This window comes from Streptomyces sp. NPDC111516, from assembly GCF_055635345.1.
In genome coordinates this window covers 49252-68465 of the sequence record NZ_JBVKBV010000017.1, presented here as the reverse complement: position 1 = coordinate 68465, position 19214 = coordinate 49252, and the positions used below count along the sequence as shown (strand labels likewise).

At 70.9% G+C, this 19214-nt stretch carries 15 protein-coding genes and 1 pseudogene; 13 read left to right on the top strand and 3 right to left on the bottom strand.

Translation table 11 applies throughout. The features are described 5' to 3' along the window. The first annotated feature begins 200 nt into the window (after nucleotides 1–200). The 3 genes from ACZ7L9_RS27145 to ACZ7L9_RS27135 all read left to right on the top strand — a co-directional run bounded on the left by ACZ7L9_RS27145 (nucleotide 201) and on the right by ACZ7L9_RS27135 (nucleotide 2992). Nucleotides 201–1238: an alpha/beta hydrolase gene (locus ACZ7L9_RS27145; RefSeq protein ID WP_471419092.1), complete on the top strand. Its 1038-nt coding sequence runs from the start codon at nucleotides 201–203 to the stop codon at nucleotides 1236–1238. Between the two features lie 89 nt (nucleotides 1239–1327). After that, nucleotides 1328–1900, top strand: coding sequence for a sigma factor-like helix-turn-helix DNA-binding protein (locus ACZ7L9_RS27140; protein WP_471419090.1), 573 nt, complete (start codon nucleotides 1328–1330; stop codon nucleotides 1898–1900). Nucleotides 1901–2074: 174 nt separating this feature from the next. After that, nucleotides 2075–2992, top strand: a complete 918-nt coding sequence (locus ACZ7L9_RS27135) for a DUF5996 family protein (RefSeq protein ID WP_471419246.1) — start codon at nucleotides 2075–2077, stop codon at nucleotides 2990–2992. Between the two features lie 50 nt (nucleotides 2993–3042). Here ACZ7L9_RS27135 and ACZ7L9_RS27130 read toward each other — a convergent pair whose 3' ends face one another. After that, on the bottom strand, nucleotides 3043–3975 hold the full coding sequence (locus tag ACZ7L9_RS27130) for an RNA polymerase sigma-70 factor (RefSeq protein WP_471419088.1): 933 nt from the start codon (nucleotides 3973–3975) through the stop codon (nucleotides 3043–3045). A 197-nt stretch (nucleotides 3976–4172) separates the two neighbouring features. Here ACZ7L9_RS27130 and ACZ7L9_RS27125 point away from each other — a divergent pair, with 197 nt between their 5' ends. The 9 genes and pseudogenes from ACZ7L9_RS27125 (at nucleotide 4173) to ACZ7L9_RS27085 (ending at nucleotide 16128) form a co-directional block, all read left to right on the top strand. Next, nucleotides 4173–4658, top strand: coding sequence for a carboxymuconolactone decarboxylase family protein (locus ACZ7L9_RS27125; protein WP_471419086.1), 486 nt, complete (start codon nucleotides 4173–4175; stop codon nucleotides 4656–4658). Between the two features lie 326 nt (nucleotides 4659–4984). Continuing rightward, a complete protein-coding gene (locus ACZ7L9_RS27120) occupies nucleotides 4985–5914 on the top strand; it encodes an NmrA family NAD(P)-binding protein (RefSeq protein ID WP_471419085.1) in 930 nt (309 codons plus the stop codon). A 189-nt stretch (nucleotides 5915–6103) separates the two neighbouring features. Then, entirely contained in the window at nucleotides 6104–6928 is an 825-nt protein-coding gene (locus tag ACZ7L9_RS27115) for a hypothetical protein (RefSeq protein ID WP_471419083.1), read from the top strand. After that, a complete protein-coding gene (locus ACZ7L9_RS27110; protein ID WP_471419081.1) occupies nucleotides 6925–7431 on the top strand; it encodes a DUF302 domain-containing protein in 507 nt (168 codons plus the stop codon). The genes ACZ7L9_RS27115 and ACZ7L9_RS27110 overlap by 4 nt, the downstream gene beginning before the upstream one ends. Nucleotides 7432–7586: 155 nt before the next feature. Next, the gene (locus ACZ7L9_RS27105; protein ID WP_471419079.1) at nucleotides 7587–8390 is read left to right on the top strand and encodes a DUF427 domain-containing protein; all 804 of its coding nucleotides are present in this window, start codon (nucleotides 7587–7589) and stop codon (nucleotides 8388–8390) included. A 122-nt stretch (nucleotides 8391–8512) separates the two neighbouring features. After that, a pseudogene (locus ACZ7L9_RS27100) lies at nucleotides 8513–8739 on the top strand (globin domain-containing protein); the annotation flags it as partial. 157 nt (nucleotides 8740–8896) lie between these two features. After that, on the top strand, nucleotides 8897–12205 hold the full coding sequence (locus ACZ7L9_RS27095; RefSeq protein ID WP_471419077.1) for an FtsX-like permease family protein: 3309 nt from the start codon (nucleotides 8897–8899) through the stop codon (nucleotides 12203–12205). Nucleotides 12206–12227: 22 nt separating this feature from the next. Further along, nucleotides 12228–14969, top strand: coding sequence for an FtsX-like permease family protein (locus ACZ7L9_RS27090; protein ID WP_471419075.1), 2742 nt, complete (start codon nucleotides 12228–12230; stop codon nucleotides 14967–14969). 202 nt (nucleotides 14970–15171) lie between these two features. Continuing rightward, nucleotides 15172–16128, top strand: coding sequence for an ABC transporter ATP-binding protein (locus tag ACZ7L9_RS27085; RefSeq protein WP_471419073.1), 957 nt, complete (start codon nucleotides 15172–15174; stop codon nucleotides 16126–16128). A 161-nt stretch (nucleotides 16129–16289) separates the two neighbouring features. On the opposite strand, the gene ACZ7L9_RS27080 is transcribed toward ACZ7L9_RS27085, so the two are convergent. Beyond that, on the bottom strand, nucleotides 16290–16991 hold the full coding sequence (locus tag ACZ7L9_RS27080; RefSeq protein ID WP_471419072.1) for an ABC transporter ATP-binding protein: 702 nt from the start codon (nucleotides 16989–16991) through the stop codon (nucleotides 16290–16292). A 337-nt stretch (nucleotides 16992–17328) separates the two neighbouring features. On the opposite strand from ACZ7L9_RS27080, the gene ACZ7L9_RS27075 reads away from it, so the two are divergent. Continuing rightward, entirely contained in the window at nucleotides 17329–17934 is a 606-nt protein-coding gene (locus ACZ7L9_RS27075; protein ID WP_471419070.1) for a response regulator transcription factor, read from the top strand. Here ACZ7L9_RS27075 and ACZ7L9_RS27070 read toward each other — a convergent pair. Continuing rightward, nucleotides 17876–19105: a sensor histidine kinase gene (locus tag ACZ7L9_RS27070; protein ID WP_471419068.1), complete on the bottom strand. Its 1230-nt coding sequence runs from the start codon at nucleotides 19103–19105 to the stop codon at nucleotides 17876–17878. The two genes, ACZ7L9_RS27075 and ACZ7L9_RS27070, sit on opposite strands and share 59 nt — an antisense overlap. Nucleotides 19106–19214: the final 109 nt, after the last annotated feature.

Genomic DNA, 19214 nt, shown 5'->3' with positions numbered 1-19214 from the left:
ATGGCCACCGTTGGTCTCGCACCACCGGGAGCGCGGCGCCGAAGTGCACGCGGTGCTGCGCCGCGCGAGCGACCATCCGGATGGGGGACACCGTCATGGGGTCCGGACCGGGCCTGATCCGCAACAATGCGGAAAGCGCCTGAACCCGACAGCGCCGGGAGACGCAACCCTGAAGCGTCAAGCAGCAATGGAGAGATGTCGTGTCGCACGGCTTTCGTCCCCAGCGGAACGTCCTGCGCAGGCCGCGCCAGACCGTTTGCTACCTGGAAGCAGGACCGCTCGACGGATCACCGTTGGTATTCGTACATGGCTGGCCCGGGATCGCTTCGACATGGCGGCACCAGATGGCTCACTTCGCCGCACTCGGCTTCCGCGTCGTGGCCCCCGATCTGCGCGGATACGGGCGGTCGACTGTGCACACCGATCCTTCCGCCTACCGGCAGGAGCTCATCGTCAACGACATGCTTGCCCTGCTGGATCGTCTGGAGCTCGGCACGGCGGTCTGGGTCGGGCACGACTGGGGCAGCCCCACGGTGTGGAACATGGCTGCCCACTTCCCCGAACGGTGCACCGCTGCGGTCACCCTCGCAGTCCCCTTCGGGAGCCTGGAGTGCGGACTGGACGCCCTGATCTCGACCGTGGACCGGGCGCGCTACCCCATGAGCACGCACCCCAACGGGCAGTTCGACTACATGGTCTACTACGAGCAGCACCCGCGGCAGGCCACGGCGGTCTTCGACGCCGAGCCGGCCAACGCCGTCAAGGCGTTGTTCCGGAAAGGCGACCCGACGGTACACAGCCGTCCTGCGCCCACCTCCGCCGTAACTGCCGACGGCGGCTGGTTCGGTGGCGCCTCCGCGGCCCCTGACCTGCCCCTCGACACGGATGTGCTCTCACCGCAAGACCACGCCGAGCTGACCGAGTCGCTGGGGACCAACGGCTTCTGGGGTCCGACCTGCTACTACCTCAACCACCGAGCGAACGCGGCTTACGCCAGTGCGGCTGTCAATGGAGGCCTGGTGGACATGCCCGTGCTGTTCATCGGCGCCGCCTACGACTCCGTCGCCGACATCACCAACCCCCGCATGCTGGACGGCATGCGGCACACGTGTTCCGATCTCACCGAACGCGTCGTCCAAGCCGGGCACTGGCTCCAGCTGGAAGCCGCCGACGAAGTCAACCACCTTATGGAGGACTGGCTCCGATCCGTTGCCGCACGTGCGGACTCGAGCGCCTGAGACGACGCCGCGGCAGCGGTGCGGTCGGCGGCGAGGCACGTCGCCCCCCGCCCTCGAGTCCTCGCCATATCCGGCTTGTGCACGAAGGAATGGACCTGCGCAAGGCCCCCCACCGGCTGTGCACCTTCTACGACAAGAAGTGGGAACTGCACTACTTTGCCACCGCCGGCTCCTATGAAGAGATCGCCGTCGCCTGCGACATCCCCGTCGGCACCGTCCGCAGCCGCCTGAACCAGGCCCGATCCCAACTGGTCCGACTGCTCCTGTCGACCGCGGACCGGACCCACAACGACGCGGCGCACCGCAGCGAAGCGAGCCGGCAGGAAGGACTCGCCACCTTGACAAGCTGGGAATCGGGCACACTGCCCCGCGAGATCAGCGAACTATGGCCCGCCCACAGCAAGATGACCGGGCGGCTCCCCCACCCGGGCGAACACGTCCACCCCATTCGAGTCATGCGCCGCTACCTGGAAGACGGGGTACGCCAACACCTGCACCACGTCACCGCCGGACGGGACATCGGCATCTGGGAAATGAACGTCACTACCACACACGGCAGCCTGCGCCACTGCCGCCGACCCTCTCCTGGCTCATGCTCCGCCGAGACGGGCGCGCGATCCGCAGGCCCGCGAGCGGTGATGTGGTCAATCCCTGCACGCTGAACTGAAGCGCGGTAACGGCTGTCGCTCAGATGACCGGCGCCGTCAGACAGGACGACGATGGGGCAAGTGGCTATCGTGGGCCGGTCCGGGCCGTCACGGTGCCCGCGGTGTTCAGGGGACATTCGAAGCTCCGGAGGAACCATAGTGACGACGGAAAGCCGCCGGGCAGCCGGGATGTGGCCGCGGTTGCGGGTTGCCGAGTGGGCCGAGACGCGCGACACGCTGCATATGTGGACGCAGATCGTCGGGAAGGTCCGGCTGGCACACGCTCCGCTGCTCAATCACTGGTGGCAGGTGACGCTCTACGTCAGCCCACGGGGATTGACCACCTCGGCCGTTCCCCACGGTGCGGGTGCCTTCGATATCGAGTTCGACTTCGTCGACCACGCGCTGAGTCTGCGCACCAGTGACGGCGGCGCCCGGCGCATCGCCTTGGAGTCCATGCCGGTGGCGGACTTCCACGCGCGTGTCCTGCGGGCCCTGGAGGACATGGGCGTCCCCACCACCATCCAGGGGCATCCGAACGAGGTCGAGCCGGCGGTCCCGTTCGCGGAGGACTTCTCCCACCACACGTACGACCCGCATGCCGCGCACCTGTTCTGGCGCCAGCTTCTCCAGGCCAACCGGGTGCTGAGCGAATTCCGCAGCTATTTCGCAGGCAAGGTCAGTCCGGTTCACTTCTTCTGGGGTGCCATGGACCTGGCATGCACCCGGTTCTCCGGACGCGGCGCCCCACGCCACCCCGGCGGCGCGCCGAACTGCGGTGACTGGGTCATGGAGGAGGGCTACTCACGCGAGCTCAGCAGTTGCGGTTTCTGGCCCGGCGGCGGTGACGAGGGAGCTTTCTACTCCTATGCCTACCCCGAACCCGACGGATTCGCCGAGAGCCCTGTCACCCCCTCCGAGGCGTTCTACAGCCGGGAGAACGGCCAGTTCCTGTTGCCGTACGAGGCGGTGCGTACCGCCCGCGAACCCGATCGGACGCTGCTGGGCTTCCTGCACAGCACCTACGAGGCCGCCGCGACTCGGGGCGAATGGGACCGGGCATCGCTGGAGACGGATCCAGCCCGCTGGAGCGGACGTAGATCATGATCTTGCTGATGGGGGTGGAGATGGCCGTGGCCGGCACCCCGCAGGGGGGTTCAGACTGAGCGGCTCACAGCGATCTCTCTGTCGATGCGAGACAGTTTCTCGGGGTTGCGCACGGCGTAGAGCCCGGTGATGAGGCCGTCGTCGATGCGCATCGTCAGGACGCTGTCGGTCTCTCCGTCCAGCCGGACGATCAGCGCAGGGTGTCCGTTGACCTGTACCGGCCGCAGCGACGCCGCAACAGCGAGCCGGCCCAGCACGTGGGTCACCTGACCGGCGCCCACGACGGGCGCGAGGGCGGCCTGCACGACTCCGCCGCCGTCGGTCAGCAGGACGACGTCCGGTGCGAGGATGTCGAGCAGGCGTTGCATGTCGCCCGTTTCGACCGCCTGTTGGAAGGCGTCGAGTGCGTTGCGGGCCTCGGTGGGGGGAACGGCTTCACGAGGTCGGCGCGCGGCGACGTGAGCCCGCGCGCGGTGGGCGATCTGGCGGACCGCGGCCGGGGTCTTGTCGATGGCGTCCGCGATTTCGTCGTAGCCGAGTTCGAAGACCTCGCGCAGCACGAACACCGCCCGCTCGGTCGGCGCGAGCGTCTCCAACACCAGCATCATCGCCATCGAGACGCTGTCCGCCAGTTCGACATCCTCGGCCACATCGGGCGCGGTCAGCAGCGGCTCGGGCAACCAGGGGCCGACATAGGACTCCTTGCGCCGGCGCAGCGTACGCAGCCGGACCAGCGCTTCGCGTGTGGTGATCCGGACCAGGAAGGCGCGCCGGTCCCTCACCGTGTCGAGGTCGACGCCCACCCAGCGAAGCCAGGCCTCCTGCAGGACGTCCTCCGCGTCGACTGCCGAGCCGAGCATCTCGTAGGCGACGGTGAACAGCAGGTTGCGGTGGGCTACGAACGCCTGGGTGGCGGAGTCCATGCGGCTGTCGCGAGCGAGGTGTTCGTCGGTGTCGGTGGATCCCTCGCTGCGCTGGTTCATTCCCGGCTCCTGCCTGTTCGCACTCGACCGTGTCACCCACAAGATGCCGGACCCCGCCGCTTTGTGACACCCATGGCTGGTGGCCTACGTCACGCAGTCGCGCTGTCACAGGGACCGGGTGGCCGGCATCTCCATGTCGTCACGATGCCGGGCGAACGAGCCGCACGGCAGCCAACTGCACGAGTGAGGACGAAGTCATGGAACCTCGTATCAACCTGATGACCAACCAGGTCGGTGCCGAGATCAGCAAGCGGATGTACAACGTCAACCTGGCGATCCAGGAAGCCTCGCTGCCCAAGTCCCTTCAGGAGCTGGTTGAGCTGCGCGCCAGTCAGATAAACGGCTGCGGCTGGTGTGTCGACGTCCACACCAAGGAGGCCGCAGCCGCGGGTGAGACCGCGGTCCGGATCAACCTGGTCGCCGCCTGGCGCGAGTCGACGGTGTTCACCGAGGCCGAGCGGGCCGCACTGGCGCTCGCCGAGGAGGGCACCCGGCTCGCCGACGGCCACCAGGGCGTGTCCGACGAGACCTGGGCCCAGCTGTGCAAGCACTACGACGAGGACCAGATCGCGGCGCTGGTCTCCCTGGTCGCCATGATCAACGCTGCCAATCGGATCGGGGTGATCACGCGCACGCGGGGAGGCTCCTACGACCCCGGCATGTTCGCCGGCCTCTCGAGCTGATCGCGGGTGGAGCGCAGGGACTTCCACATGCACGATCACACCGGATGCAACGACGTCCGAGTCGCAGCGGTGTGAGCGCGGAGTGCCCACCAACCACCACATGCCTGCGTCGTCGGGTCGGGCCCGGGTGGTGCAACGGTGCTGGTCGCGGCCCTCAACCAGTGGCTGTGACCAGCACTTTCGCAACAGCCCCTGCTGGGTTCTGTCAATTACTACCTGCTGTTCGGCACCTGGCAGGATCTCGCCGCGACAGCACTGAGTGGGGTTCCTGGACGGCTCGTCGGGCTCCAGTTGCACCCGGGCGGTGCACACCGCAGGCTGCACCTATGGACCGCACCCCAGAAGCCGGTTTGCTGCCCATCCTGGTGACGGGCGCGGCGGGCAGCGTCGGCGCCGTCGGACGATCCGTGGTCGAAGGCCTTCGGCGACGGGGCCTGCCCGTCCGGGCCATGGTGCGTCGCGATGACGAACGGGCGCAGGCGCTGCGCGCGACGGGTGCCGAGGTCGTCGTCGGAGATCTGACGCGTGCGGGCGACGTTGCCGAGGCCCTGGCCGGTTGTGGACGTATGTACTTCGGCATGGGCGTGTCGGCGCAGTATCTGGAGGCTGCCGTGACGGTGGCGGCCGTCGCGCGTGCGTACGGGCGCCTGGAAGCGTTCGTGAACATGTCGCAGCTGACTGTCTCCCAGATGGACCTCACCAGCGCCTCCGAGTCTGTGCAGCAGCGGCAGCAGTGGCTGGTGGAGCAGGTCCTGGGCTGGTCAGGCCTGCCCGTCGTCCAGGTCAGGCCCACCGTGTTCATGGAGAACCCGCTGTTCCGTGTCGGCTTTTCGTCGGTCGCGAAGTCCGGCAGCATCAGACTGCCCTTCGGCCGGGCGAAAACCTCCCCCGTGGCGGCCGGGGACGTCGCAGCGGTCGTCGAGGAGATCCTGGCCGATCCGGCCCCGCACATCGGCCGAATCCATGAGTTGACCGGCCCGCGCTCGGAGGACATCGCCGCGATGGCGGCGGAGGTTTCCGCAGCTCTGGGCCGACCGGTCCGTTACACCGACGTCCCCCTGCAGGAATGGATCGACGACGATCTCGGGCCGCTGAAGCTGCCCGACCACGTCTTCCAGCACATCTCCACCATGGCTCGCCTTCACGCGGAGAATCGCTACGACCGCAAGGCGGAAGGGGTCGAGCAGGTCATCGGGCGGCCTCCTTCGGGGGTGGCCGATTACGTCCGTGCGAACCCCAGCGTGTTCAGCCCCTGACGCCGCGTCCTCGAGGCCTGGTTGCCCCCAGGTTCGTTGGCCGTCGGCCGATTTCGATGCGGAGGAGGTCTGCGAGTCTTCGCGGCCCTCGCCGTCGGCACGGTCCTGAACAGCAGCTGCCGCACCGCCCTGGGCCCAGGCAGGGCTCCGCGAATCCGATGACCGGCCGCTGGCCCACGCCACCAGCGGTTGCACGCTCTTCCCGCTCCCGGCACGCTGACCGCCATAGGCATCGCAACGGAAAGTACCCGGCCCATGAGTGACGAACTCCTTGATCTGGCAATCGCCACTGCCGGCGGTCAAGAACTATGGGCCACGCTGCGCGGCCTGAAAGTCGACATCTCCATCGGCGGCCCGATCTGGGCGATGAAGGGCTGGCCGCCGGAGAAGACGTTCGACCAGGTCCTGACGCTCGACACGGGCAGAGAGCACATCGTATTCAGCCCGTTCACCCGCCCCGACCAGCGGATGGTCCTCGACGCCGCCGCCGACAGCGTCACCATGCAGACCCTCGACGGCGAACCGGTCGAGACTCTCGCCCCCGCACGCGCCGGCTTCAAGGGAATGCTGCGCAACACCACCTGGGACGCTCCGCACCTCGGCTACTTCCTGGGTTACGCGTGCTGGAACTACTTCACCACCCCGTTCCTGTTCACCCATCCGGACGTGCGGGTCCGTGAGATCGAACCCTGGCGCGAGGCCGGGCAGACCTGGCGACGCCTGCAGGTGCGTTTCCCGCCCGAGATCGCCACGCACAATCCCGACCAAGTGTTCTACTTCGATGCGCTCGGAAGGCAACGCCGCATGGACTACATCGCTGAAGTCAACGGCAGCACCCTCGTCGGCCACTACACCAGTCGCTACAAGAGCTTCGACGGGCTGCTCGTGGCGACGCGCCGACGAGTCTTCCGCCGGAATCCCGACAACAGCGTCAACCTCAACCTTCCTTCCATCACGCTCGACATCCACGATGTCGAGCTCATCCACTTCGACGACGATCAGGCGCAGCCATGACCACGGGCACCGCAGTCGTCGACCACGCCGCCCGGCGGCTCGTTGTGACGCTCCCACGTCCCTACGACGCAGCGCGCGAGCACTACGAAACCCTCGTCCCCGAGATCGATCAGCACCGCTTCTTCCAGATGGCCTCCTGGCAGGCGGCGCTCGAGCTCGCCGAGATCAACGCCCCGCACGGGTTCATGCGCTACTACCGCAGCGACATCACTGCCGTCATGGCCGGCTCGTCGTCCTCCTGGAAGGCCACGCAGTACCTGATGGGCAACCACACCATCGCCGAACGTATGTTCCACCACGACCCGTCGGTCATGCTGCACGCACCACTGCGGACCCTGCTCTACGCGGACCCCGACGGCGACACAAAACTCGCCGTCGACCAGCCCAGCCTGTTGTTCGCGAGCTACGGCGACCCGCGGATCGCCGACGTCGGCCGCGAACTCGACGCCCTCCTCGCCCAGCTGATCACCCTTCTCGGCGGCGACGCACCTCCCCAGCTGTGACTCCACGTGGCGGCGGCCGGCGCCGGGGCAGGCGGCATCGGTCTCTCCGGCGGGAGAAGATGCCGGGCCGTGACCACCATGATTGCCTGGTGCTGGTGGGGTTGCTTGCGTGGACTCCGCAGCACTTGGCACGAACTGCCATGAGGACAAAGATCATGGAGCACTTCACACCGGACTACCCGGAAATGATCGTCCCGGTCGGCCATGTCGAGCCCGTACCGCGCCGCCTCCGCGGCTATGCGGCGAACGTTCCCGTCTTCGACACTGTGCGGGCGCGCTATGTGTGGCTCTGGCCGGGCTACCCGCAATACTGCATCCCCCGAGAAGACATCCGCGAGGGAACTCTCCTCGACGAGGGTCGGCCCGTGACGCTACGGGTCGGCAGGGCGCGTCGCCACACCCTCAGGCTGGGTTCGCTGACCCGCCCGGGCGCGGCCTGGGAGTGGGCCGATGACGCACCCCCCGGTGTCGTCGGCTGTGTCAGCTTCCGCTGGGAGGCCATCGACGCATGGTTCGAGGAGGACGAGCAGGTGTTCGTCCATCCCAGGAATCCCTATACCCGCGTCGATGCACTTCGGTCCGGCCGCAGTGTGCGCGTCATGCTCGACGGGGCCGTGGTTGCAGACGCGCCTTCCTCGGTGATGGTGCTGGAGACTGGCCTCCCGACGCGCTACTACCTCGACCGCCTGCACATCGACTGGACCCGCATGCAGCCCACCGACACCGTCACCAGTTGCCCCTACAAGGGGAACACCAGCGGCTACTGGTCTGTCACAACGGACACGACCACCTACCTTGACCTCGCCTGGGCATACGATTTCCCGACTCGGCAGGTAGCGCCCATCGCCGGACTGGTGGCCTTCTACAACGAGCGCGTGGACCTCTACGTTGACGGCCACCCGATGCCACGTCCCTCTCTCCTCACCAGAGCCATATGGGAGCAGCAACACCCCGCATGACCTCCGCGCGCCCAGCCGCTTCGGCACCACCACACCGTGGGAGAAGGGAGCGGTTCAGGGACGGCCTTGGCGATGGCGTCGGCGGTCACGCCGGTAGTCCGGGATCGCGGGCAGTGCCGTAGCGGCTGAGGCTGTTCCTCATGCAGTACGGGGGCGGTCCGACGACGTACAGCGAGAACCGCGGCCCTCCCCGGCTGCGCATGCGGCACGCCCCCCTCGTGGTCGACCGGGCCCGTGGCTGCGGCACACGCGGGTCGCCGTCGAGGAGTTCGGCCTGTCCGAGGAGCACGAGACGACGCTGTGGAACTACCTGACGTACGCGGCGGCGTCGGTGATCAGCGTGCCGTAGTTTGCGCTCCACTGCCCGGATTCCGTTCATAGAACGCCGATTTCCGGTCACGATCTGGTCAAGTCCCCTTCATCATCACTTACCCCACCGCATCCGGTCTGACAACATCACCGGGAGGTCCGGGCAACGGTGACAGCAGAGGCTTGGGGGAAGCCGAGTGACGACGTACGGGGGGCGCTTCAGGGAGCGTTCGGGGCGTGCCACGCTCGTCCTGGCGAGGGCGCAGGCGCATCGCCCGCTGATCACCGCTGCGCTCGTGACCGTCCTGCTGACCACGTCCGTGCTGGCGGCCCTGGCCGCCTACTCGACCGCGATCGGCGACGCGGCCCTGCGCCACTCGCTGGCCGAGCCGCGCAACGCCGCCGATGCCGCGCTGGTCGTCAAGGCCGAGGTGGCGGCTGATCGTCGCCGGGCCACCGACACCGCCGTACGCGACGCAGCGCGCCGTACCTTCGACGGGCTGCCGGTAACCGTGCGGACGCTGGTGCGCTCAGGCCCGTACGCCCTGCCCGCAACCACCCGGGCCGCAGCCACCCGGCCCGACGACAAGCCCGACCTCACGCACTTCGCGGCGCTCGACTCCACGCAGGTGCGGCTCAGCGAGGGGCGTCTGCCACGCGCGGGCGCGCCGGACGTCGAGGTGGCGATGCCCGAGACCGCCGCGCGGCGGCTGCGACTGGCGCCGGGCGCCCGTCTCACCGTCACCGACCGGCTCGACGGGCCGCCCGTGCGGATCCTCGTCACCGGCGTGTACCGGCCCGCCGAGCCGGCCTCCCCCTACTGGCTGCTGGACGAACTGGGCGGGCGGGGCGTACGGACATCCACCTTCACCACCTACGGCCCCCTGCTGACGGCGCCGTCCGTCGTCACCGGCGGCCGGGTGAGCGACGGAGGGTCGGCGTGGCTCGCCTCCGCCGACTTCGCCCGTCTCACCGCCGACCGCATCGGTGCCCTGCGCACCTCCGCGCGCACCGGGCCGGCCGCCCTGCTCAAACTGCCCACCGGGGACGACAGCAAGGGCGGTACGGCCGGCGGGACGACCGCGACCACCGCCCTGCCCGGGGTCCTCGACCGGGTCGAGCGCTCCCTGCTCGTCTCCCGCTCCACCCTCCTGATCGTCGCCCTGCAGCTCGCCCTGCTCGCGGCCTGCGCGCTGCTGCTCGTGGCCCGGCTGCTCGCCGCCGAGCGCACCGGCGAGACCCAGCTGCTGCGCGCCCGCGGCGCCTCCCGCACCGCCCTCGCCGGCCTCGCCGCCCGGGAGGCGCTGCTGCTGGCCGGGCCCGCGCTGCTGATCGCCCCGCTGCTGGCAGGCCCGCTGGTCAGGCTGCTGGCCGGGCAGGGGGCGCTGGCCCGGCTCGGGCTGGAGCTGGAGGTGCCGGCCGGCGGACAGCTCGGGGTGTGGCTGACGGCGGCCGGCGTGGCGCTGGGGTGCGCACTGGCGGTGACCCTGCCCGCGGTCGCCGCGACCGGGTTCCGCACGTCCCGCGCCCGCGCCCTGCCCGCTCCGCTGCGGGCCGGGGCGGACCTGGGGCTGGTGGCAGTGGCCGGGGTCGCGTACTGGCAGCTGGACCGCCGCACGTCGGGCGCGGTGAGCGCGGACACGACCGGCGCCCTGGGCATCGACCCGCTACTGGTTGCCGCGCCCGCCCTCGCGCTGCTGGCCGGCGCGGTCCTGACGCTGCGTCTGCTGCCGTTGGCCGCCCGGCTCGCCGAGCGCCGGGCGACGGGCGGGCGGGGGCTGGCCGCGGCGCTGGCCGGCTGGCAGCTCAGCCGCCGCCCGGGGCGCGGCACCGGTCCCGTACTGCTGCTCGTGCTGGCCGTCGCGCTCGGCGTACTGGCGATCGGCCAGGGCTCCTCCTGGGAGCGCTCGCAGGACGACCGGGCCGACTTTGCGGCGGGCGCGCCGGTGCGGGTCCTGGGCGCCGGCGGCGGCGAGCTCGGCCGCACGCAGGATTACGCGGCCGTGCCCCACGTGCGCGAGGCCGTCCCCGCCGTGCGGACGACCCAGACACTGTCCGGCGGCCGCACGGCGACGGTGCTGGCGCTGGACACCGCGCGCGCGGCGGACACCGTCCTGCTGCGCCCCGACCTGGCGCCCGCCCCGGTGAAGCGGCTGCTGGCGGGGCTGGGTCCGTCGGGTGAGTCGGCGGGCGCGCGCGTGCCTGCCGGGGCGACCCGGCTGACGCTGACGGCGACCCTGCTCAGTTCGGTGCGGGGGACAAAGAGCGCGGCGGCCGTGACCCAGACGCTGGAGGACGATCACGGCGTCCCCTATCCGTTGCCGTCCGGCGACCTCCCCGCCGACGGGCGCCCCCACACACTGTCCATCGAACTGCCGAGAGACCACGGACCGTTGACGCTCACCGGGGTACAGCTCGTGCTGCCCATGCCGTCCTTCCATGCCGAGCAGCACACCCTGACCCTCGACGCCCTGACCGCGACAACCGCCGCCGGCACGGCACAGCAAGTGCCCCTGCCAACGTCCTGGACGGCGGCCTCCGGCACCAACGGGCAGGGCTCTGCCAACCCCAGAACCTCACCGACCCGCGCGCGCGTCCACCCCGCCGCGCACCCGACCGTGGTGTACGGCACGGGCTACGCCCCGACCGACCAGCCCTGGCTCAGCCCGTCAATGACGCTGCGCATGCAGGTGACCCAGCCCAGGACCACCGCGGTGGCCGCCCTCGTCACCGACCGCTTCCTCGCCTCCGCCGGCGCCCGCCCCGGTCAGACGATGGACATCGCCTTCGAGGGCCAGAACGTGCCCGTGCGGATCGTGCGCGCCGTACGGCAGCTGCCGACGACCCAGGGCGGGGAGCAAGACGGCGACGGCGGCGCCGTGCTCCTCGATCTTCACGCCGTGAACCGGGTCCTCCAGGCGCGCTACGGGGCCGCCCTCGCGCCCACCGAGTGGTGGCTGCGGCCGGACTCGCGCGCGGCCAGCGCGGGCATCGCCACCGCTCTGCGCGCCCGGCCCGACCTCGATCCCGGGCAGATCGTCGTGCGCGACGAGATCGCCGCCGAGCTGCGCGACGACCCGTTCGGGGCGGGCCCGGAGGCCGCGTTCACCGCGGCGGCCGGGGTGGCGGCGGTGCTGGCCGCGCTCGGGTTCGCGGTGAGCGCGGCCGGGGCGCTGCGGGAGCGGGACGCCGAGTTCGCGATCCTGCGTGCCCTGGGCGCCCCACGCCGCCGGCTGGCCCGTGCCGTCGCGGCCGAGCAGGGCGTCCTGGTCGCGCTGGCGCTGGCCGTGGGCACGGGCCTGGGCATCGCCCTGACCCGCGCGGTGCTGCCGCTCATCGTCCTGACCGGCGAGGCCACCCGTCCGGTGCCGGAGCTGCTGGTGGAACTGCCGCCGCTGCGGGTGGCCGCCCTGCTGACGGCCGTGGCCGCCGTCCCGGTCGTCGTCGTGGCGCTGCTGGCGGTGCGCCAGGCCGATCCGGTGCAGGTGCTGCGGGAGGGGGAGTGACGTGGTGATCCCGTTCAGGCCTGTGGAACGTGCCGTTGCCCCCTGGGTCCGCACCCGTCTGCGGTCGGCCCCCGGTGCCGCTCTCGCCCTCGCGCTGCTGGTGGCGGTGACCGCCTGCCTGACCGCCGCGTTCCCGCGCGCGGTGGAACGGTACGAGGACGCGGGCCTGCGCCGATCCGTCGAACAGACGCCGCATTTCCGGAGCGTCGTCCGTCTGTCCGCCCCGGCGCCCCTGACGGTGGACCTGTCGCAGGACCAGCGCGAGCAAGTACTGCGCCCCGCCACCGTGAAGCACGACTACGACAGCATCCTCGGCACGGTCCGGCGCCCCTTCGTCCCCGACCTCAGCCAGTCGTCGTACGGTGTGACCACTTCCGTGAACCAGGAGGTGCCCGACCCCTGGCTGCCCCGGCCGAGCGGGCTGCCTGCCCGGGTCGCCCTCGTCGCGCAGGCGGGCCTGGCCGACCACGCCCGGCTGAGCGAGGGCCGTCTGCCACGAGCGTCCGGCACGGTCACCGCGATGACGCCCGAGGTGGAGGCGGCGGTCAGCGCGGACACCGCCAAGAGCCTGCACATCAAGGTCGGGTCGGTCCTGCACATCCCGGGCGCGGGCCGGGGCACGCTCGCCGTCCGGGTCACCGGCATCGTCGCCCCGCGCGACCGGGACGGCGCCTACTGGGCGACGGACACCCTGCTGCGCACGCCCGCGCTGATGCGGATATCGCCGGCCGACCCGGACTCGCCCCGGTACTGGCTCGGCGCCCTGCTGCTGGCACCCGAGGCCGCCCCCGTGCTCCTGCGCGTCGAGGAGCTGCCCAAGCGCTACTGGCGACTGGCCCCCGCCCCGAACACCCTGCACCACCGTGACCTGGGCGCGCTCGAATCCGCGATCGCCGCCCTGGAGTCGGGGCCCAGCCTCCAGCAGGTCCGCACGGCCGTCGAGCCCCGCACGGACGCCCAAACCGACCTCGACGACGTGCTCGCCTCCTACTCCCGCCTGCACTCCGGCGTCTCTGCGCCGATCTCGCTCGCGGCGTTCGGCAGCGGTACGGTCGCCGCCGTCGTCCTGGCGATGGCGGGCGGCCTGGCCGCCGAGCGCCGCCGCACCGAACTGGCCCTGCTGCGCGCCCGCGGCGCCTCGCTGCCGGGCCTCGCCGCCCGCCTGCTCGCGGAGACGGCGGTGGTCGCCGTCCCGGCCGGGGCGCTCGGCCTGGCCGTGGCGGTGTGGGCCCTCCCCGGCGCCCGGGCCCTGCCCGCCGTACTGGCCGCCCTCGCGGTCACGGTCGTCGCCTGCGCCGCCCTCCCCCTGCGCGCGGCGGCCGCCCACCGGCTCGTCCACATCCCCACGCTCCGCCAGGACGTGACGTCCGTACGACCGTCCCGGCGACGTATGGTCGCGGAGCTGACGCTGGTGACGGTGGCCGCCGGCGCGGTGGTGACCCTGCGTCGGCAGGGCACGTCCGGCGGGTCCGGCGATCAGCTGATCTCGGCGGCGCCCGTGCTGGTGGGGGTGATCGCCGCGCTGCTGCTGGTCCGCCTCTACCCCCTTCCCCTGCGTGGCATGGCCGGCCCGGCCGCGCGGCTGCGCGGTGTGGTGGGCCATCTGTCCCTGGCCCGGGCCGGCCGCAGCTCCGCGTCCGCGGTGCTGCCGCTGCTCGCCCTGCTCACCGCCCTCACCACGGCCTCGTTCGGCGGCTCGGTCCTGGCGGGCATCGGCGAGGCCCGGGACCACTCGGCGCTCCTCGCCGTCGGGGCCGACGCCCGACTGGAGTCGATGGTGGATTCCCTGCCCGCGGGGCTGACCGACCGGGTGCGCCGGGTCTCCGGCGTGCGGGACGTGGCGGCGGTGAGCGTCGCGTACCAGGCGAAGCCGAACGACGGGCGGCAGGAGGTGCCACTGGTGGGCGTGGATCCCGCCGGCTACGCGGAGCTGACGAGGCGGACGGGGCTCGGTGCCTTCTCCGAAGGAGTGTTGAAGAAGGGCCGGGGCGAACTGGGGGGCGGCGCCGTGCTGCCCGCCGTGGCATCGCCGAGCGTGGCGGACGCCCACGGCTCGGCTCCGTTCCCCGTCAGCATGGAGGACGGCAGCAGTGTCACCGTCCGCATCGTCCTCGTCCGGGACACCACTCCGGCCGTGACGGGCGCCGACTTCCTGGTGGTGGACCGCGCCGGCCTCGGCGCCACGGCGGCCAGGCCGACGACGCTGCTGGTGACGGGCCCGGAAGCGGACGGCCGTGCCCTGCGCGAGGCGGCCGGGGACGCGGTGTCGGTCCGCCTCCGCGCCGACGAGAGAGCCCGGTACGTCGACTCCCCCCTCCAGTCCGGCGTGGAGCACCTCTACACGGCGGCGGTGGCGGCAGGCGCCGGCTACGCCGTGCTCGCGCTGCTCCTGTCACTCCTGCGCGTCGCTCCCGAGCGCATCGCACTGCTCGCCCGCCTGCGCACCATGGGCCTCACCCGTTCGCAGGGCCGCCGCCTGCTCGTCCTGGAGTCCCTGCCCCAAGCCGTGCTCGCCGCCGCGGGCGGCGTCCTGACCGGCTGGGCCGCGATCCGCCTGCTTTCCCCCGGCATGGACCTGACCGCGGTGGCCCTGCCGCCCTCGGTCGCTTCCCTGAAGCAGACCCCGCTGCACACCGACGCCTGGTCGCTGACGGTGCCGGCGCTGGCCGTGGTGGCGGTGACGGTGGGAATCGCCGGCGTACAGGCGTGGTGGGCGGGGAGGAGAGGAGCGGTGCGGGAGTTGAGAGCAGGTGACACGAGGTGAGAAGGACACGCACCCCGTCCCCCGGCGGCCTCGGCGCCGGCCCTTGGGGGCTCCGGCGACTCCGGCCCCTGACCCCGGCGGGCTCGGCGGCCCCGGTCGCAGGCCTCGGCGCCCCCGGCCCCCACCGTGGCGGCCTCGCCCGCACGCGGCAGCCCCGGCGCGCATCCGGCCGGCCGCGGACCCCCATTGACCAAGGAGCCCGATGACGACGAATCCCACGCTCGCCGAACTGGCCGACAAGGCGACCGCCACCCGCGCTCGGCCCGCCTACGGCCACGACGCCCTCATCACCTGCGACCGTCTGGTCCGTATCTTCTCGGCGGACGGCGTGGAGGTGCAGGCACTCCAGGGCCTCGACCTGCTCGTCCGCGAGGGCGAACTCATGGCCCTGGTGGGCGCCTCGGGCAGCGGCAAGTCCACGCTGATGAACATCCTGGCCGGCCTGGACACCCCCACCGCCGGGGCGGCCCAGGTGGCCGGCCACAACCTGCTGGCCATGACCGCGAAGGACCGCCTGCACTACCGGCGCAAGGTGGTCGGCTTCATCTGGCAGCAGACCTCCCGCAACCTGCTGCCGTATCTCACCGCGGCCCAGAACGTCACCCTGCCCCTCCAGCTGGCGGGCGGGCGACGCCGCTCCCGGGCCCGTGCCGAACGTGCCCTGGAACTGATGGAGTTGCTCCAGGTCGCCGACTGCCGGGACCGCCGCCCGCATGAGATGTCCGGCGGTCAGCAGCAGCGGGTCGCGATCGCCGTGGCCCTCGCCTGCGACCCGGCGGTGCTGTTCGCCGACGAACCCACCGGCGAGCTCGACTCCCACACCGCCGAGCAGATCTTCGCCGCCTTCCGCACGGCGAACGAGGAGCTGGGCACCACAATCGTCATCGTCACCCACGACCGCGCCGTGGCCGGCGAGGTCCGCCGCACGGTCGCCATCCGCGACGGCCGCACCTCCACGGAGGTCCTGCGCCGCAGCGAGGTCGACGAGACCACTGGCCACGAGACGCTGGTGGCCCGCGAGTACGCAATGCTCGACCGGGCCGGCCGCCTCCAGCTGCCCGCCGAGTACACGAGGTCGCTGGGCATGCGCGACCGGGTGGCGCTGGATCTGGAGGAGGACCACATCACCGTATGGCCGGACGACAGCGGGCGCAGATGATCGCCGGCCGTGACCGAACAGCAGGTGCGCGGGCCGCTCGCCACATCAACACGCCTTGGCGGCCGGGCCTGCGGTGAACCCTGACCAACGATCCCGACCTATGTGACGAGGAGCAGGTCGGGGGACGTCATTGACGCAATCCTGACAGGCGACGGCTTGGCCTACTCCCCCGTCTCGTCCCGTATCTCCCCGTCGCGCAGTTCCAGCACCCGGTCGGCCAGGTCGAGCAGCGTCGCGTCATGCGTGGCCACCAGGGCGGTGACCTGTTCGCTGCGCACGACCGCCCGCAGCAGTTCCATCACGGCATGGCCGGTCTCCGCGTCCAGCTGGCCGGTTGGCTCGTCGGCGATCAGCAACGAGGGGTTGTTGGCCAGGGCGCGGGCGATGGCGACCCGCTGCTGCTGGCCGCCGGAGAGCTCGCCGGGCCGCTGGGCCGCGTGGTCGGCGAGGCCCACCAGGGACAGCAGCAGCTCGACCCGCTCCTCGCGCTCCCGTACGTCTGCCCGGCGCATGCGCATCGGCACGCCCACGTTCTCCGCGGCCGTCAGGATCGGAATGAGACCGAAGGACTGGAAGACGAAGCCGATCCGGTCCCGGCGCAGCGCCAGCAGGCCGTCCTCGCCGAGCTCCGACAGGTCCAGGCCGTCCACGGTGACCCGGCCCCGGTCCGGTGCATCGAGCCCTCCGACGACGTTCAGCAGGGTGGTCTTCCCGGAGCCCGAGCGCCCCTTGAGCGCAACGAGCTCACCGCGGGGGATGTCGAAGGAGACGCCGCGCAGGGCATGGACGGCGGCGGCTCCCTGGCCGTACGACTTGTGGACGTTCTCGACGCGCACCATGGTCCCCGCGACAACCTGGCTCATGTGTCCTCCCTTGATCCCCCGTGGGCCGGTCGCCAGTATCGCGGTCTTCCGCCCGGCCCTCAATGCTTCTACGACCCTTCACCCAAGGCGGAACCGATCTTTGGCGGAAGATACATCGGCCGAGGCCACAAAGTTCCGTCGGTGCTCCATGCCCTCCGAAGGACCCCATGCCGCGGGCGAGCTGTCGGGTCACGCAGGATTCGCACCGGCCACCCGGCGAATTCCCTGACGCATCGCCAGTTTCCCACCGGTCTGCATCTGCCTTCTGAGTCGCCCTCTCTCAGCGTAAAGTTCAGGTCAATGATGTCGATCATTGCGCTGACACCGGGGGATATCAGTGATTCGAGTACTGCTCGCGGAAGACATGCTCATGCTTCGCAGAGCCCTGGCCTCACTCATGGAGCTGGAGGCCGACATCAAGGTGGTGGCCGAGACGGACAACGGCGACCAGGTACTGCCGCTGGCCCTCGAGTTCCGGCCCGACGTGGCGGTGCTCGACATCGACATGCCGGGAATCGACGGCATCGAGGCCGCGGCGCTGCTCCACAGGGAACTCCCCGAGTGCCGGACCGCCATCCTGACCACCCTCGGCCGCCCCGGCAATCTGCGCCGTGCGCTCGCGGCGCATGCCTCAGGGTTCCTGCTCAAGGACACCGAGCCGGCTCGTCTCGCGGCGGCGATCCGCGAGGTGGCCGCCGGCGGCAAGGTGGTCGATCCGGAGTTGGCTCTCAGCGCACTACAGGGTGATGAGAGTCCGATCAGCGCCCGGGAGACCGAGGTCCTGCGGCTGGCCGCACAGGGCGAGGAGGTGCCGGAGATCGCCCGAGCGCTGTTTCTCTCCCCCGGCACCGTGCGCAATTACCTGACCGCCGCAGTGACCCGGCTCAATGCCCGGAACCGGATGGATGCTGTCCGGATCGCCCGGGATGCCGGCTGGCTGTGACCGTGCCCTCGAAGTTGTTCGCGCCGGCCTGCGCGGGGAGCACGACGGCCAGCTCGAACCAGCCGTCGGCACGCTCACCGGAGTCGAGCCGGCCACCGAGGGCCGCGGTCCTCGCCGCCAGACTGCTCAGCCCGTTCCCTCCTGCCGCGGCCGCACCGGGTGCCTCGGCGAAGGGAGCGGACCGCGCGTCCCTGAGACCGTCGTTGGCGATCGTGAGGCACACGGATCCCGCATCGGTGTCGGCTTTTATCACGCACTTCTGGGCCTTGCTGTGGCGCAGCATGTTGGTGACGCCTTCGCGCAGCACCGTGGCCAGGACCGAGTCCACCGCCGGCGACACCCGACCCACATCCACCTGCACCTCGGCATGTATACCCACGGCACGCAACAGCGAGGAGGCAGCCGGAAGTTCCCGGTCCAGGCTCATCCGCAGATAGCTGCCGGCCACCGAGCGCACCTCGGCGGAAGCCTGACGGGCCGCCTGCACGATCTCCATGATCTCGCTCTCAGCACGTTCGGGGTCGACACGCACCAGGCGGTGCACGAGTTCGCACTTGAGCGTGATGGTGGAGAGGCTGAAACCGAGCAGGTCATGCAGGTCGCGGGCGAATCGAACCCGCTCCTGGGCGAGGGTCACGCGCACCAACTCGTCACGGGCGGCCTGCACTTCACCGATGAGTCCCGTCAGTCGGCTCAGCCCGTACACCACGAGGCCGGTGAGAGCCGTGGCCACGGTGTTGTACGCCAGCTCGGCCGCCCCGTAGCCGACCAGGAACTGCACGGCCCCCGTCGCCGCCACGACCAGTGTGAAGGCGGCCCAGGCGAGCGCCGGGCGCAGCACCAACAGGCAGGAGGAGCTGAGGAATCCGGGCATGCCCAGCCAGGCCGCACCGAAGAAGGCGAACGGGCCGAATGTGAGCACCGCCTGGACGCCCAGGGTCACCCGGTGACGGGCGGCCCACCGGGGTGCCCGGGCCGGAAAAGAGTGGCAGAACTGGAGGCCGAGCAGCATCAGCATCAGGGCGCAGAACGCCGTGAGCCCCAGGACTCCGAAGTCACCGCTCACCGCATAGGTGAGAGCGACTCCGAGGAAGCAGAGGATGACCACGGAGGTGATGGCATAAGCCATCCTGGGTGCCAATTCGACGTTGCTGACCGGTCTTTGGCGCATCAGGCCAGCTGAAATCCACAGGCGGAACCATCGCACTGAAACCCCCCACTCGCATGCGATTTCGCTCGTGCTACAGCATAGGCCGGAACCGTCAACCGTGGCTGAATAC